At 36.7% G+C, this 16,897-nt stretch carries 13 protein-coding genes; 5 read left to right on the top strand and 8 right to left on the bottom strand.

Features of this window, described 5'->3' with window-relative positions; translation table 11 throughout:
* Nucleotides 1-73: 73 nt before the first annotated feature.
* From MQX03_RS02850 to MQX03_RS02830, 5 genes are all read right to left on the bottom strand, one after another.
* On the bottom strand, nt 74-1,495 hold the full coding sequence (locus tag MQX03_RS02850) for a sugar MFS transporter (protein WP_242801324.1): 1,422 nt from the start codon (nt 1,493-1,495) through the stop codon (nt 74-76).
* A gap of 237 nt (nt 1,496-1,732) precedes the next feature.
* Nucleotides 1,733-4,192: a glycoside hydrolase family 3 C-terminal domain-containing protein gene (locus tag MQX03_RS02845; protein ID WP_242801323.1), complete on the bottom strand. Its 2,460-nt coding sequence runs from the start codon at nt 4,190-4,192 to the stop codon at nt 1,733-1,735.
* 164 nt (nt 4,193-4,356) lie between these two features.
* Nucleotides 4,357-5,235, bottom strand: coding sequence for an alpha/beta hydrolase (locus MQX03_RS02840; RefSeq protein ID WP_242801321.1), 879 nt, complete (start codon nt 5,233-5,235; stop codon nt 4,357-4,359).
* A 285-nt stretch (nt 5,236-5,520) separates the two neighbouring features.
* Entirely contained in the window at nt 5,521-7,815 is a 2,295-nt protein-coding gene (locus MQX03_RS02835) for a glycoside hydrolase family 3 protein (protein ID WP_242801319.1), read from the bottom strand.
* Between the two features lie 9 nt (nt 7,816-7,824).
* Nucleotides 7,825-10,089: a TonB-dependent receptor gene (locus tag MQX03_RS02830; RefSeq protein WP_242801317.1), complete on the bottom strand. Its 2,265-nt coding sequence runs from the start codon at nt 10,087-10,089 to the stop codon at nt 7,825-7,827.
* A gap of 553 nt (nt 10,090-10,642) precedes the next feature.
* Here MQX03_RS02830 and MQX03_RS02825 point away from each other — a divergent pair.
* Entirely contained in the window at nt 10,643-11,392 is a 750-nt protein-coding gene (locus tag MQX03_RS02825; RefSeq protein ID WP_242801316.1) for an NUDIX hydrolase, read from the top strand.
* 36 nt (nt 11,393-11,428) lie between these two features.
* Here MQX03_RS02825 and MQX03_RS02820 read toward each other — a convergent pair whose 3' ends face one another.
* Both MQX03_RS02820 and MQX03_RS02815 read right to left on the bottom strand, forming a co-directional pair.
* Nucleotides 11,429-12,055 carry a chloramphenicol acetyltransferase gene (locus tag MQX03_RS02820; protein ID WP_242801314.1) on the bottom strand — a complete coding sequence of 209 codons (627 nt, stop codon included), beginning with the start codon at nt 12,053-12,055 and terminating at the stop codon, nt 11,429-11,431.
* Nucleotides 12,056-12,084: 29 nt separating this feature from the next.
* On the bottom strand, nt 12,085-12,432 hold the full coding sequence (locus tag MQX03_RS02815) for a winged helix-turn-helix transcriptional regulator (protein WP_129537056.1): 348 nt from the start codon (nt 12,430-12,432) through the stop codon (nt 12,085-12,087).
* A 130-nt stretch (nt 12,433-12,562) separates the two neighbouring features.
* Between MQX03_RS02815 and MQX03_RS02810 the strand changes: the two genes are divergently transcribed.
* Entirely contained in the window at nt 12,563-13,624 is a 1,062-nt protein-coding gene (locus tag MQX03_RS02810; RefSeq protein ID WP_242801312.1) for an NADH:flavin oxidoreductase, read from the top strand.
* Nucleotides 13,625-13,673: 49 nt separating this feature from the next.
* Here the strand turns inward: MQX03_RS02810 and MQX03_RS02805 are convergent, their stop codons facing one another.
* Nucleotides 13,674-14,513, bottom strand: coding sequence for a helix-turn-helix domain-containing protein (locus tag MQX03_RS02805; protein WP_242801310.1), 840 nt, complete (start codon nt 14,511-14,513; stop codon nt 13,674-13,676).
* A gap of 192 nt (nt 14,514-14,705) precedes the next feature.
* Here MQX03_RS02805 and MQX03_RS02800 point away from each other — a divergent pair, with 192 nt between their 5' ends.
* From MQX03_RS02800 to MQX03_RS20495, 3 genes are all read left to right on the top strand, one after another.
* Nucleotides 14,706-15,689 carry an aldo/keto reductase gene (locus MQX03_RS02800; protein WP_242801308.1) on the top strand — a complete coding sequence of 328 codons (984 nt, stop codon included), beginning with the start codon at nt 14,706-14,708 and terminating at the stop codon, nt 15,687-15,689.
* Between the two features lie 8 nt (nt 15,690-15,697).
* Nucleotides 15,698-15,988, top strand: a complete 291-nt coding sequence (locus MQX03_RS02795; protein ID WP_242801306.1) for a DUF3861 domain-containing protein — start codon at nt 15,698-15,700, stop codon at nt 15,986-15,988.
* Nucleotides 15,989-16,051: 63 nt separating this feature from the next.
* Complete coding sequence (locus MQX03_RS20495; protein ID WP_242801304.1) at nt 16,052-16,855, top strand: NAD(P)-dependent oxidoreductase; 804 nt, start codon at nt 16,052-16,054, stop codon at nt 16,853-16,855.
* Nucleotides 16,856-16,897 lie beyond the last annotated feature (42 nt).

Here is a 16,897-nt window from a genome sequence, read left to right as displayed (position 1 = left end):
TTTAAATTTATTTATATATTATCCATAAAAAAACCTGCTCAAAAGCAGGCTTTTCTATATAAAATTAAAAATCTTAATGTCCCGATTTCGCATCAGCATCCTGCTTCACATGACCCAGATATTTAGTGCAATACGCCCCAAAAATCAGAATAAACACATAACAGAACACTGGAATAATAAATGAATGCTGAACTCCGAAAATATCAGCTAAATATCCCTGAAAAATAGGAACAATCGCACCACCCAAAATTGCCATTACAACCAATGACGAACCCTGGCTCGTGTATTTTCCTAATCCTGAAATCGCCAATGTGTAAATATTAGAAAACATAATCGAGTTGAAAATTCCGATTCCTAAAATGCTGTACATCGCCATTTCGCCATGATTTAACATCGCTGAGATCAATAACAAAACGTTGATTCCTGCAAAGATGGATAAAGTTCTTGCCGGAGCAGATTTTCCCACAAAAAAAGCGACAAAATTTAAAGCAATAAACACCAGGAAGAAACTGATTTGTGAAAACGTTAAATCAACAATACTGAAAATCACTAAGAAAACCGCTGCTGCTGCTCCCAACATATATAATACTTTCTTGCTTTGGCTGATTGAATGATTCAAAGAAATCGCACCCAAGAAACGCCCAATCATCGCACCTCCCCAATAAAGAGAAAGATAATTTTTACTGACTACTTCATTAAGATTCATAACCTGTGGCTGCTCAAGGAAACTGATGATAAAACTTCCTACCGCTACTTCCCCACCTACATAACAGAACATCGCAAAGACTCCGAATAAAAGATGAGTGTGCTGCAATGCGCCCAAACCTTTTACGGCTTCCTCTTCTTCTGTTTGAAACGATGGTAATTTTACTCTTGAAATTAATAAAGCCACCAGCAATAAGATTCCTGCAAAAATTAAATAAGGAATTCTTGTTGCTACTGCAGAGAACGAACCGTCATCAGCTGAGAAAAACTCAAAGATTAAATGTCCTCCCAAAACTGGAGCAATCGTGGTTCCAAAGGCATTGAATGCCTGAGTCATGTTGAGTCGGCTTGATGCAGAATCTTCTGAACCTAACAGCGAAACGTAAGCGTTTGCAGTGATTTGAAGAACCGTAAATCCTAATCCCAAAACGAACAATGCTCCTAAAAACAATCCGTAAGAAGAAAATGTTGCCGCCGGATAAAACAAAATACATCCGAATGCCGCAAGGAAAATTCCAAAGAGAATTCCTTTTTTGTACCCAACTTTGTTGATGGGATCTCCGCTTGATGTGGAAACCAAAAAATAAATTAATGAACCTATAAAATAAGCTCCGAAGAAACAAAACTGTACCAACATCGATTCGAAAAATGTCAGTTTAAAGAGCTGTTTCAGGTATGGAATAAGGATGTCATTCATACATGTGATGAATCCCCACATAAAAAATAAAAGCGTAATGGTAATCAACGGAATGGTATAATTCCTTTTTGATTGTACTTCATTATTGATCATATACATTAAAATTTAAAGAGGCTAAAGATAATCTCTTTTGTTTATAATATCTTAATTTGAGACAATGAATTTACAATTATATTGTCTCAAATTTCATTGACAAAACCCGTCAATTCGAGTGAAATTCTGAAAGAATTTTGTATCGAGAATTTTTTGGAATGTTATCCCATTCTCGATACAATTTTTTCCACTTCGTTCCAAAAATCACTCGAATTGACGCAGTGTTAGAATACTTAACTAAGGTTTCAAATCTTCAAACTGTTTGTCTGCAGGGAAAACGTGCTGTACTTTTTCAACCACCAATTCTTTCGGAAGCGAGAAATCTGTGGTTTGTTTGATGTCCAATGAAGATGCTCCTATAGAAACTTTATAATTTCCTGCTTCAGCCACCCAAGCCGATTTTTCGGTGATGTAAGATGCCAAATCTTTTGGATTTAAAGTCAAAGTGATGATTTGAGACTCTCCCGGTTTCAAATCTTTTGTTTTGGCGTACGCTTTCAACTCAGATTTTGGTTTATCGATGGATTGGTTGGGTGCAGAAAGGTATAATTCTACCACTTCTTTTCCAGCCACTTTTCCAGTATTTTTCACTTCAACTGTTACTTCTAATTTGTTATTAAAAGTTTTAGAATTCAGTTTTAAATTGCTGTAAGCAAAGTCGGTGTAAGATTTACCAAAACCAAATTCGTAAGACGGTTTGACATTGAAGGTGTTGAAATAACGGTAGCCAACATAAATACCTTCTTCATACGTCACTTCTTTCGGATTGTCTGCAGGAATTCCCGGGAAATTCTTTGATGAAGCGTGGTCAGAATAATTCACTGGGAACGTCATCGTCAGTTTTCCTGAAGGATTTACTTTTCCGGAAACCACGTCAGCTACGGAATGTCCGCCTTCCTGACCAGGTTGCCAAGCCAATAAAATAGCATCAACTTTATCTTTCCACGAAGCCGTTTCAATAACACCACCGATGTTTAAAATCACCACCACTTTTTTCCCTTTTGCGTGGAACGCTTTGGAGATTTTGTCCAGCATTTCGATTTCTTCCGTTGCCAGATTGAAATCTTCGTTCACTACTCTATCACCGCCTTCTCCGGAGTTTCTACCCAAAGTCACGAAAGCAATTTCTGAAGTTTCTGCCTTTTTAGCCAGGAAAGCATCGTTCATTTTCATTTCAGCCAATCTTCCCGGAAGTGCCAAAATGCCTCTTGCTTTTCGGCTTTCTTTTTCGGCAGTTGCTTCTTTTTCAGCGAAAGGTTTGTATAAATCAACCAGTTCTTTGTCCAATTTGTAACCTGCAGCATTGAGACCTTCCAACAAAGAAACGGTGTGTTTGTTGTTGACACTTCCACTTCCCGTTCCGCCTGTAATCCAAGCGTAAGAAGTCACTCCGAATAATGAAACTTCTTTCTGTTTATCGGCAAAAGGCAAAGCATTTTTTTCATTTTTAAGCAAAACCATTCCTTCTGCTGCTGCATTTCTTGTCACTTCAGCGTGCTGAACTAAATCTGGTTTATCGCTGTATTTGTATTGCGAAAAAGTTGGTGTTTTGAAAATATATTCCAAGATTCTTTTTGCATTAAGATTTGCAACTTCCTGAGATAATTTTCCTGAATCCAACGCTGCTAACAATACTTTTTTCTGAGTAGGAATTCCAGGCATTAACAAGTCATTTCCTGCATTCATTTGTTTTACTACATCGGAAATTCCACCATCTTTGATTGATTCAAATCCGGGAAAACCTCCGAACCAATCGGTCATTACGATGCCTTTGAAACCCCATTCGTTTCTCAAAACCTGAGTCAATAAATCTTTGGAATCTGAAGTGTAAACGCCATTAAGTTTGTTGTAAGAAGACATTACCGTCCAAGGCTGAGATTCTTTCACCGTGATTTCAAAGTTTCTTAGGTACAATTCTCTCATTGCTCTTTCGGAAACGTGTGCATTGATGGTCAAACGGTTGGTTTCCTCATTATTTGCAGCAAAATGTTTGATGGAAGTTCCCACACCCTGAGATTGAATTCCGTTGACGATTGCTGCCGCAGTTTTCCCAGAAATTAAAGGATCTTCAGAATAGTATTCGAAGTTTCTTCCGTTCAATGGATTTCTGTGAATATTTAAAGCCGGAGCCAAAAGTACATCTACTCCATATTCTTTCACTTCATTTCCCATTGCTTTCCCAACTTGCTCCAACAACGATTTATTCCAAGTTGAAGCCAACGCTGTTCCCACTGGAAATGCCGTTGCGTAATACGTTTTTGAGTCATTATCTCTTGTTGGAGCAATTCTCAAACCAGCCGGACCATCCGCAACAATCGTCGCAGGAATCCCAAATCTGTCAAAAGAATCCGTTCCACCGGCAGCTCCGGGAACCAATCCTTGTTTTGAATCTCCAACAGGTCCTGTCAAAACTTCAATTCCGGGCATTCCGGTTCCAATCAGAAGATTTACTTTCTCTTCATTGGTCATTTCCTTGATGATGGCATCAATTCTTTTGTCCACCGAAAGACGTGTATCTTCCCAAACATCCAATTTTCCGTTTTTGTTGGAATCTTTAAATGTTTTTCCGCCAACTGTTACCATTGCATTTTTACTCTGAGCGTTCGCAAATGGCGATGCAGCCAATAAAGCCAGGAATAATCCTGAATATTTTGCTTTCTGAGAAAGTTTTATCAATGTTGATATGTTCTTTTTCATTTGTAAATATTTATATTAATTTAATTTTTTTGATAGGATACTATTCTATCCTTTAGTAAAGCGTCCCTTGGAATTTATTGATCAATTTTAGAATATCTCGCAGATTTTGTAAATGTTGCAAGTAAAAAATCTGCTTAATCTGTTTACTCTGCGAGAAATAAATTCTATAAAAATTTGTGGAATCTCAACCAATCCAAATAAACATCCGACCATTGGTCAACAGGAAGATTTTGTTTTCCCATCCCGAAACCGTGACCGCCTTTTTCGTAGATATGAATTTCGGTTGGTTGTCCTGCTTCAAGCCATTTATTATATAACAAAATTGATTTTGGAGCAAGTTTCAATTGGTCATCGCTTGCAGCACAAATGAACAATGGCAGAGGCGTTGAAGGAATCTGAGTATCTAAAATCTCCTGACTTGGTCCGCCATAAATGGAAGCTGCGAAATTCGGTAAAGTTGAAGCATCTTTGCTGTGAAAAACGCTTTCCAAGATTACACTTGCGCCCGCAGAAAATCCGATTACGCCTAATTTTTCAGGATTGATATTCAGTTCTTTTGCGTTGGTTCTGATGTAGGAAATTGCCGTTTTGATGTCCTCGCCTGCCATCACCTTTATAGGTGCAGTTCTTTGATCGAAAGACATTCTGTCTTTGATGCTTTCCATCATTTCTTTTGCCGGATCGTTGGATTTTGTTTCGAGTAATCTGTATTTTAAAACGACAGCCGTGATTCCGTTTTCTGCTAATTTTTTAGCGACATCAATTCCTTCTCTATTGATGGATAAACTTTGGAAACCACCGCCCGGAGCAACAACGATAACTGTTCCGTTGGCTTTTGCCTTATCGGCTTCGAATAATAACATTGAAGGCTGAGCTACGTTGAAAACGACTTCCGTTTTGAACAATTCATTGAATTGCTGTGCTTCTTTCTGCGTCCAGTTTTCTGTTCCAGGTGCTTTTCCTTTGTATAATGGAATTGATTTTTGAGCGTTAATTGTCGTTAAACCCGCAAGAAATAAACTTGCTATGATTAATTTTTTCATTTTATTTTTTTTGATTTTTTGGTTCTTAAACTTTGTAGTTAGTTTGCTTTAAAAGACAAATCTTCAACTTTGCGAAGCGCAGCCCGACTTGAACGGAAATCCTTTTTTGCGTAAACTTTCAGTTCTATTTAAACTGAAATTGTCTTGCAAAAAAGATTGGGAGCCCTTCAACTTCGCTCAGGATAAATTACAGGCGGAAATAGCTGCCCAAAATATTATGTTAAAAGAAATGAGACCGAACATAATGCCCGGTCTCAAGACATCAATTAACTAATTTTTGCTGAACTATTGCTTATGGTATTTTTGAGTTCTTGCATCTTTTATCACGCCAGACCAGTTCATTCCATATCCGAAATCATAGTTGTGACCTTCGGAATCTTTGTGCGTTTCCATATCGTAAGGCACGTCTTCTTTCTGCTTTTCAACCGTCGACATATTCGCAGGCATCTGAAGCGGAAGCAATCCTGAAGGTTCGTATTTTCCGGTCACGACATCCACAACTGCTTGATTCGACACATTGAAATTCATCAGAATTGCATCGGCGTGTTTTTCAAATTCGTTAAAAATCATTGGCTTAGAAGCCGTGATAGAAATGATCACAGGCTTTCCATTTATTGCTTTGTAGGCGTTTTCTATGGCTAACAAATCTGTGAAATTAGTGGCTGTAGAAGTTTTATTTTTAAACGTTCTGTCGTGAACATTGGGTGCAACAACCGGGTCTCCTGCGGCAATACTTTTTTCACGGGCTTCTTTTGCTGTGTACGTCTGATATTGAAGAGAAATCGGAACATAACCGTTTCCGCCTTCTTTGGCGTCGATGTCGCTGTAACCGCCTTCTTCACTGTGCGGACTTTTCACGAAAACCAAAGCGAAATCAGCTTTTGCGGGATCGTCTGTTACGTTAAAATGCTTCTTCATTTTTTCAATATCAACCGGATATTCCAAAGATGGTCCGGTGTAAATTCCCCACCAGTTGAAGGTTGCAGGAGAATATCTTTTCGGAATGTAAGCTGTTTTTCTTTCTTTAATCGGAAGAATATTGGCTTTGTTTTTCAATAATACGATGGATTTTACCTGAGCTTCATAACCTGCTTTCATAAATTCAGGATTACCAACGATTTTCTTGGTTTCTTCCGTGTTTACATAAGGGTTTTCAAACAATCCGGTTCTGAAGAAGTTTCTCAACAAACGAACGGCTGATTGTTCAAATTTTGCACGGTATGCCTTTTCGCCGTGTTCTTTTACTCCCATTTGATAGGCTTCCAAAACAGGCGCTTTGTCGTTATTTCCTCCAAACTGGTCGACGCCCGCTTCCAACACTTTGTAATGACGTTCTGCGATGGATAATTTTTCTGCTCCCCAAGGTTTTCCGGCAAATCCTCCCGGAGATTTTGGTTCGTCTGCGGTGATTAACCAATCGGTGCAGACTACGCCGTCATATTTGTATTTTCCGCGAAGTAAATCGGTGATGAGATATTTGCTATAACCGTTTCCAACGTTTTCTCCGTTTTTCGTATCCTGATTGAAACTAATCGTGTAATAAGGCATTACCGCAGAAGCTTCTTTGGTTCCACCGTTGAGTTTGAAAGCACCTTCTGTAAAAGGTTTTACGTGATTCTGAAAATTATTTCCCGGATAAACAGCATATTTCCCCATCGCCCAGTGACCGTCACGACCGCCTTCTTCAGGGCCGCCTCCTGGCCAGTGTTTGACCATTGCATTTACACTTTTGTTTCCCCAACCATTTTTGCTTCCGATTGTTGTCTGGAAACCGTCGATGTAACCTCTTCCTAAATCTGCGGTCAATTCTGGACTTTCGCTGAAAACATAAGCGATTCTGTACCAGCGAGGTTCTGTTCCTAAGTCAATTTGAGGAGATAAAGCGGTTGAAATTCCCAACGCTCTATATTCCTGAGCAGCAATATTCCCGAATTTTCTAACCAATTCAGGGTCAAAAGTTGCGCCCATTGCCAAACCATCCGGCCAAAGTGAAATCTGTCCGCCTGCTCCTTCATTAAATTCTGCCGTTACGGTTGCAGAATGTCTCGGGTCTGTACTGTTGTTAGCAGGAATTCCCAATCCTAAACCTTCGATGTATGCCTGGATATTATTGCTCCATTTTGCGGCAATTTCAGGAGATTCTACTGTTGTTACTAAAACGTGGCGAAGATTATCTTCTTTTAGGAACTTCTTTTGCTGGTCTGTCAAATCAAAAGCTTTTGCACCACTTTCTTTGTAGAACATTCCGTTGTATTTTCCTGCTCGGAAACCTTCTGCAGGAGCCGGAACTGATTGATGACCGCTGTACAACATCAATCCCGCAATCTGCTCAACCGACATTTTTGAAGCTAAATCTTTTGCTCTTTCGTCAACCGGAAGTCTCCAGTCTTCGTATTTATCGAGCTTTCCATTTTTATTTAAATCTTTGAATTTATTTCCGCCAACCGTCAGAATTTTTACGCCTGAATCTGCAGAATATCCCAAAACCGGACCCTTGGAATTGGTCACGGTTTGGATATTTTGAGAAAATGCAGTGACGCCTAAAAATAAAGCGGCTATATTGAATACTGATTTTTTCATTGTTAAATTTTAGAAATTAAAGTTTACTGAAAATTGTCCTGTCAATGGCATAATGTAAGTTCCCGTCAACAATTTTCCATAGTATGGACTTGCATCGGTAATCAATTCGGCACCGTTGATGGTTCCGCTCGCTCCTCTTTGGTTCAGGAAGTTGATAACTGTTGCGCCAAGGTTGATGTTTTTATTAACCGTATAACTTACACCACCGAAAGTTTCCCATCTTGGAGCGAAGTATAAAGCGTTGGTAAGATTCGCATATTGTTTTGAGAAATATCTGAAACTTGCCCAGAATCTCCATTTATCAATCGTATAACTTGGGTCGATTTCCATCAACACTTTAGCAACACCTAACACATTATTATCGTTGTAATCGTAAGCTGTTCCGAAAGCATTGAAATTGAACTTTTTGTAAACTGGATTTTGTAAAGTCAATAAATAATGTAAATTAAATCCTTTGAAAGGTTTTACTACAAAATCGGTTGTCCATCCAATGGTCTGAATATCATAGTAAACCGTAACGTTTTGAGCTTGAGTCGTATTTGCAGGGTTGACCAAGTTGTATCTGTTCAGGTTATTATTCTTTTTAAGATAAGTCGCCTGAGAAATCAACTGGATATAATCTGTATTCCAGAAAATTCCCAACGCTCCCAAAGGACTTTTGATTTTATTCGTATTCGGTTCGAAAGCCTGAGAATAACTTTCCAGTCTTCTGTTTTCCTCAGTATATAAAGCGTTTGCGATAACACCGAAGTTTTTGTTGATGTTGTAAGTTGCATTCAAACTACCGCCGATTTGGTAAAAGCTTTGATTGATTTGATTAAATTGGCTTGGGTCTGTAAAGTTGAAACCTACCGTTCTCGGTGTCAAAGAATATTCACCATCAATGATGTGGTTTCTTAGATGTAATCCGTAGCTCAAGTTGAAATTATCCGAAACTTTCCACTCATCTGTGCCGTAAACTGAAAGTTTATTTTCCGTTCCACTGTGGAATTCACCACCTGCATTGTAATTGTAAAAACCGTCAGCATCAGTCGTCGGTCCGATCAGTCTTTGAGGCTGTGGCTCAACAGTCTGGAAGAAGAAAGATCTGTTTGATGTGAATTTATCTATATTGTAATATTGTTCTAAGACTCCAAAAGTAACATTGTGATTTCCCAATTGTTTGTTTAATGAAAAACGTCCTGCAATATTGGTAATCGGCGTTGAAGGTGTATGCATTGCTAACTGAGTTCCAACCGCTCCGGTATAGGTCTGATCTGTTGAAGCAATTGTATATCCAGAAGCTGCATTGGCATTGAAAATACTTAAAGGAATGATATTAGAAGATTTTGCTGTAGCAAAGTGTGCCCTTGTTGAGAATTTGAAATTCCAGCCGTTGTTTAATAAATAATTACCGAAGATATCGATGTTGTGGGATGTATTTCTACTGTCGTTTCCGTCCATATTTGCCCAATAGGTTTGTCCGGAAAAGATGTCTTTCATTTTGATTTGTCCGTCTCTCACAACGTAAGAATCTCTACCAATTCTGAAATTGTCGAGCTCGGTTACTTTACCTTCTGGTCCGTATTGGAAAACGGCATAATTGGTGATGCTGTAAGAATCTGCATATTTGTATTGAATCGAAATCTTTCCTTTATCATCATTGAAATATTTGGTAACACCCGCTCTGAAAATTTTAGTTTCGTCAACATTTCTTGTGAAGCCCAATTTGTAAGTACTCGGGTCGAAGTTTGCAAATGCGCCAACAGTGTAAGTCCAGCCGTTTTTAGAAATTGGTCCTGAAGCGTTTACATCACCTTGCAGCCAACCGAAAGTACTTGTTGTGAACTTTCCTTTTAACTTAAAATCTTTGGTTCCAGTTTGAGAATAAGAGTTTACTGCAAAACCAAGGTCGCCCATTGTATTTGCCAGCTGATCCATTTTCAACAATCCGGTTTTCTCCAAGCCTACACTTTGTCTCCAGGTTTTGTTGGGAAGTTCCGGCCAGAAAAAGTAAACGGCAGGCAAGTCGTTTTCGAGAATGGTAATTCCACCAACTGTTGATGGCAAACCGATATTCACGTCTCTCGGACTTGTGTTATTGGCTGCGTTCAACATTACGTTTCTGTTGTTATCTTCTTTGGAAGAAGTGGTCACAGTTTTCACTCCTTCCTCTGTTTTTACAGCGTTCAGCGCATTCTTTAAAGCCAACGTATCAGTTTTTTCTTGTCCAAAAACTGAAGCAAAGGAAAGCATTAATCCTAAAGCTGAAATTTTAAGTGTAGATTTTCTCATGTTTTATTATATAGTTTGTCTTTTCTTTTTTTATCCTTTTTTCAAGGCACAACATCTCCTGCACCCAATTTTGGGTGATTTCTACATTCATTAAAACTGTTTGGAATTTTTAGTAACCTGTTACTTTTTAAGTTTTTTTAATCAATGAAACATACTTGATGTAAAACTTCAATCTAATTCCAAACTGTATTTCGACTTTAGGTGAAAAGAATATTCATTTATTGTCGAGCAATAGATATTCAATAAGAATATCTTGAAATAAATAATTAATAACAGGTATGTTTTTCATTGTTTCATAATGAAACATTACAATTATACATTGTTTAGACGAATTACCAAAAGAAAATATTAATAAAAATTAATATTGAATTTAAAATACTGATTATCAATATTTTAAAATTTAGTAACAATAAAAAAAATCATTGATTCATATGGAAACTATAATAAAAATCAAGTTAAAAAATCCCCAAATTCATATTCTATTTACCATATTTCAGAAATTCTTAATTTTTTAATGTTAAATTTGTCATATTAGATATTCACAAAACAGTATATGGATTCACAACAACAATTTTTAAGGAAATCTGAAGAAGCTAAAGACCTTTACCTCCCCCATCTGTCTGCCGATCCCGTAGTTTTTGGTTTTGATAAAAGTGAATTGAAAGTTCTACTCCTTCAGATGACCTATCGCAAACAATGGCTTTTGCCTGGCGGCTATGTGAAAAAAGATGAAGATTTGGACGAAGCTGCAAAGAGAGTTTTGAAAGAAAGAGCAGGAATATCAGATGTTTATCTTGAAGAATTTGCGGTTTTTGGGAAAAAGAAAAGAAGTGAATTTTATTTCGAAGATTTTGATGATTCTCTGTGGCACAAACAACGTTTCGTTTCAATTGGATATTACGCTTTATATAATCCTGACAATGCAAATCTAATCATTGACGAATTCAGTGATAAGTGTGAGTGGGTATATTTAAGCCAGCTAAAAGAAATTGAATTGGCGATGGATCACCGCGAAATCATTGATAAGGCATTACTCGCTTTAAGAGAAAGAATTTCCTATAAACCAATAGGTTACAATCTGTTACCGGAGAAATTTACTCTTTCAGAATTGCAGAAATTGTATGAAACCATTTTAGGAAAAGAACTCAACAGAGGAAATTTTTACAGAAAAATAAAAAATTTGGGTATTCTCAGAAAATTAGATGAGCAACGCCGTGGCGGTGCCCACAAGTCTCCTGACCTTTACTCTTTTGATGAAGATAATTATAAGAAAGCTTTAGAAAACGGTTTAAATAACTGGTAATAAAAAAAATCCTGATTTGCTCAGGATTTTTTTATGTTATAAACTTAGTTGTCTCTCAAACTCTTCAAAGTATTTTGCCAAATGAATTCCATCTGCCAAACCATGATGGGCTTCGATAGAAACGGGAAGATATTTTTTATCCTCACGGATATTGAATTTTCCAAATGTAATTTTCGGAATACATTCTTTCGGATCAAAATTAGTTGGATGAAGCATGGCAGAAAACGATTTCCAAGGAATAGTCGTATGTCTGATATGATTAATCGGTAAAACATCATTGCTGATTCCTAATCCTGTTGAGTTTTGCATCGCTTTTACTTCCTTTTGCAATTCTTTATTAAAAGTTTCGAAATCTTCTGAATAATGGAAAAATGAAAAACCAAATGTTCCGTCGGGTCTTCCGATAGTACATCCTACGTGCACTTCATCATATAAAATTACTTTTCCGTCAACGATTCTGAGCTTTAATTCATCTACCGTATTGATGGCAATCATTGATTTGTGAAGATAAACAGCATAAAAAGAATGTCCTTGTTCTTTTGCATCATCATAAGCTTTTGTACAGTCAACTTCAGTTGTAAATCCGAAAAACGGACTTTTCATCTTTGAGAAAAATTCGAAATGTTCCTTTCTGTTCCAGCTTTCAATATCTATTACTTTCATTTTTATAGTAACCGTTCCTTTTTATTTATTTAAACAATAACATCCAAATTTTTTTCAGAAAAATCAAATTGTTTTTCCCATTCTTCAAGTAAGCTTAAAATGGGTAATAATGCCAAGCCTTTCTCAGTAAGTCTGTACTCTACTCTCGGCGGAAGTTCTTTGAATTCTTGACGGGTTACCAAATTGTCTTCTTCCATCTCTCGCAGCTGATCTGTAAGAACTTTTCGTGAAATAACTGAAATTCTGGCTGCAATCTCACCGAATCTTAAGATGCGATCTTTAATGACCAGTACAATAATTGGTTTCCATTTACTACCCAAAGCCGACATGGCTTTTCCGAGAGGACAGCTGCAATGCTTAATCTTTTCTTGTCTCATGATATGTTAAATTAGTTATTAGTTACCGCTAAGTTACTAGTTTTTTTTAACTATATGGTACAAAAATAAACTATTATTAGTTACTTTGTGTAACAATTAGGAATTTAAACATTTAAATTAATTTAAAAAGATGAATATAGACGCATTATTTGCTCCATTCAATTATAAAAATCTGAACCTTAAAAACAGATTAGTAATGGCACCCATGACAAGAGCCCAATCTGACAATGGAGTTCCTACAAAGGCAATTGAAGATTACTATGCAAGAAGAGCTGCTTCAAACGTCGGCTTGATTTTATCAGAAGGTACTGTAATCAATCGTCCTGCCTCAAAAAACATTCAAAACATTCCCGATTTCTACGGAACGGAAGCTTTGCAAGGCTGGAAAAACGTAATTGATGCCGTTCATCAAAATGGCGGAAAAATGGGACCGCAGATCTGGCACGTTGGTGATACAAGAAGTTCTGAAACCTATCCGGAAATTCCGATGGAAAAAGCTTCTACCATGTCTTTGGAAGATATCAAAGATACAATAGCGCAGTTTGCAGCATCAGCAAAATCAGCTAAAGATTTAGGATTCGATTGTATCGAAATTCACGGAGCTCACGGTTATTTGATCGATCAGTTTTTCTGGGAAGTTACCAATACCAGAACAGATGAATATGGCGGGAAAAACATTAAGGAAAGAAGCCGTTTTGCGGTTGATGTCATTAAAGCAATCAGAGCTGCGGTAGGTGAAGATTTCACGATTATCATTCGTCTATCGCAATGGAAGCAGCAGGATTACAAAAGCAGGTTGGCAACAACACCATCAGAAATGGAAGACTGGCTTTTACCATTGAAAGATGCGGGTGTTGATATTTTCCATTGTTCTCAACGTCGTTTTTGGGAACCGGAATTTGAAGGTTCTGATTTAAATTTTGCTGGTTGGGCAAAGAAAATTACAGGTCAGCCAACGATAACTGTAGGTTCTGTAGGTTTAAAAGGTGATTTCATGAGTGCATTTGCCGGTGAAGGAAGCGAAAAAGCTGATCTTTCAGAATTGTTGCGCAGATTTGAGCGTCAGGATTTTGATCTTGTTGCTGTAGGCCGTGCATTATTGACCGATCATCAGTGGGTACAAAAAATAAAAGAAGGACGAACCGAAGAAATTTCAGATTTTTCTGCCGAGAGCCTTGGCGTATTGTATTAATTTGATTTAAAAGTTAGATAAAAGCAGTTTCATTTTGAAACTGCTTTTTTTATACGTGATTTTGTAATTTAAAATCAGAAGGATTTATCTTATTTAAATTTTTAAAATAGTTGGTCAAATGACTTTCGTCTGTAAAACCGAATTCAAAAGCAATCTGCTTCATCGTCATTTGTCCGGACTGAATTCTTCTTTCGATTAATTTAATTTTGTAATCGGTGATGTAATTTCGGTAGGAAATATCAAAATTTCTTTTAAAATAGGCACTGAAATAGGTTTTTGAAATATTAAAATGTTTAGAAATAGTATTGATTCTTATTTTATCCGGAGTATAAATATTCTGATGAATGTAGGAGATTAAATCATCTTTTTGTGTTAGGCCGTTATCAATTCGTATATTCAGTTTAAGTGAAGCCTCACGAATCAATCCGAAAAGCGAGAGTACCTGAAAAAATACAATCGGTGAATCTGAAATCTTATGAAAATCGCCATATTGGAAAATATTTTCTACCGTCTTTCTCAGAATCGTTTTGCAGGGTTCATCAAAAATCAGTTTTTCTTCTTTCAGTAAATGATTCCGCATAATCTCTGTTGGCGATGCAATCACCAGATGATCGGGAGAAAGATGTTTATTTACTTTAAAATAAGCATCGTTAAATTTAATGAAGAAAAAGCTGGTCGATTTTTTGATGTCAAAGAAATGCTCATCATCAGGAGAAATGAGATACAGATCTCCGGCTTTATAAGGAATGACAATCTGATTAATATGATGATTTCCGCAACCTTTTGAAATGTAAATCAATTCGTAGTAAGTATGACTGTGCCTCGGAAAAGGATAAACCGATGCTTCGAAAGTATCAATTTCTAAAGGTTCAAATTGTTTTCGTTTCATAGCTTAAATTTACAACTTGTTAAACGATTTTTACAAGTAAAATCTTGTTTTAAATGACAAAATTTGTACAAAGTATTAAAAGTAAGTCAATGAAAATTTCTTTTTCTCATTTTTAAAAACTATTAAAAAACTCAAATACAGGAGAATATAATAAATAATTATTAACAACAATCTATTAATATAAACAATAAAATGGAATACAGAAAATTAGGAAACAGCGATTTAGAAGTTTCAGCAATCACTTTCGGAGCTTGGGCTGCAGGTGGATGGATGTGGGGAAGTACAGACAGAAATGAAGCAATTGAAGCCATCAAAGCTTCGTATGATGTTGGTGTAACTTCCATAGATACCGCTCCTATCTACGGACAAGGTGCTAGCGAAGAAATCGTCGGCGAGGCCATCAAAGGATTTCCCAGAAATAAAGTTCAGATATTGACAAAATTTGGGATGCGTTGGGATTTGTCTAAAGGAAATCTTGCAATGAAAAGTAAAAATAACAATGGACAGGATATTGACATTTACAAATATGCAGGGAAAGAAAGCGTAATTTACGAATGCGAACAGAGTTTAAAAAGATTAGGGACAGATTATATTGATTTATACCAAATTCACTGGCCAGATTCTACTACGCCGATTGATGAAACCTTTGAAGCTGTTTCAAGGCTTATTGAGCAAGGGAAAGTTCGTTTTGCTGGAGTTTGTAATTATGATGTGGCTCAAATGGCAGAAGCTGAAAAGACTTTACAATTAGTTTCCAATCAGATTCCGTTCAGCATGGTAAACCGTGGGATTGAAAAAGAAATGGTTCCTTACTGCATTGAAAACAACAAATCTATTTTGGCATACAGTCCGCTGGAAAGAGGTTTGTTGACAGGGAAAATTACTTCCGATTATAAATTTAAAGAGGGCGATCACAGAGCTGGTCATGCTCATTTTCAGCCAGATTTTATAGAGAAAACGAATCAGCTTTTAGATAAAATTAAGCCGATTGCAGAACAGCACAACGCTTCTTTAGGTCAATTGGTTTTAAAATGGACGATTGAAAGACAAGGAATCACGATTGCATTAGCAGGAGCAAGAAATGCAGAACAGGCTGTACAAAATGCAAAAGCAATTGATATTCATTTAAGCAAAGAGGAATTGAAAACAATTGATGATTTGGTGAATGCTTTTTAAATAAAAAAATGGAAAAAAGAAATAACAGATACCAGATTGATCTTAAAGAATTATCATTAAAAGACGGTTCGGAAGCCGGTAAAAATCTCTCTTTTGGATTTGAAAATCATGATGATTTATTTAAAATTTTTGAGGTTGTAAAATCAAAGAATCTTTTTGAAGATGAAAAGACGTCGTTAGAGTTTAGCTTAGGTTTAAAATTATTTACAGAAGTCATGCTGAAAAAAAGAAAACATCCACTTTTCGAAGACCTGCAGCCTGCAATATCGGAATTTATGAAAAAATTAAAAAATTATTAAATTAAATCAAAAATATGAGTGAGAAAATAGGTTTCCATCGGTTTAGGAAATATGGGACATCCGATGGCAAAAAATTTGGAGAAAGCAGGATTCCTAGTATTCGTTTACAACAGAAGTGCAGAGAAAACTGAAGATTTTAAGACTCAGTCAAAAGTTGCGGTCGATGTCAAAGAATTGGTAAAAAACAGTGATATTATTTTTACGATGTTGACCAATGATCAAGCGGCAAATGAGGTTTATATGCAAATTTTAGAACTGAATATCTCAGGAAAACTTTTTATAGACATGAGCACAATTTCGCCCGAAACAAGTGGCAAGATTGCGGATGCAGTGAAAATAAAAGAGGCCTCATTTCTTGACGCTCCGGTTGCGGGAAGTACAAAACCTGCTGCCGAAGGAACTTTAATTATCATGGTCGGTGGTGACGAAAAAGATTTAGAAAGAGCTAGACCTTATTTAGAAAAACTCGGAAAGCAGATCAAACACTTAGGAAAAAACGGAAAAGGTCTGGCTGCAAAATTGTCGGTCAATTATTTCATTTCGGCTTTGTATCAAGGTTTGGCAGAAACAATTTTATTTTCGGATAAATTAGGAATCAAAAGAGAAGATATGCTTGACATCATCAACGAAAGTGCGAGCGGAAGCGGAGCCACAAAAGTGAAAACGCCTCTTTTGATAGAAGACAATTACCAACCTGCATTTTCTTTAGATTTAATGTTAAAAGATATTCTGCTGGCGAAAGATGCCGGTGCCGATTTTCCTTTGGCCAAGACATTAATTGAAACCTACCAGTCTGCTCAAAACGAAGGTTTCGGCAAAGATGACGTGATTGGAATTATTAATTATTTAAAAAAGAATAAAAGTTAAAAATTAGTAATCCGCGTAGAAAACCAATTGAATAACGAAAAC

It is taken from the genome of Chryseobacterium aahli (assembly GCF_022699665.1).
In the GTDB taxonomy this organism is placed as follows: Bacteria; Bacteroidota; Bacteroidia; order Flavobacteriales; family Weeksellaceae; genus Chryseobacterium; species Chryseobacterium aahli.
This window is presented reverse-complemented; position numbering and strand designations above follow the sequence as displayed.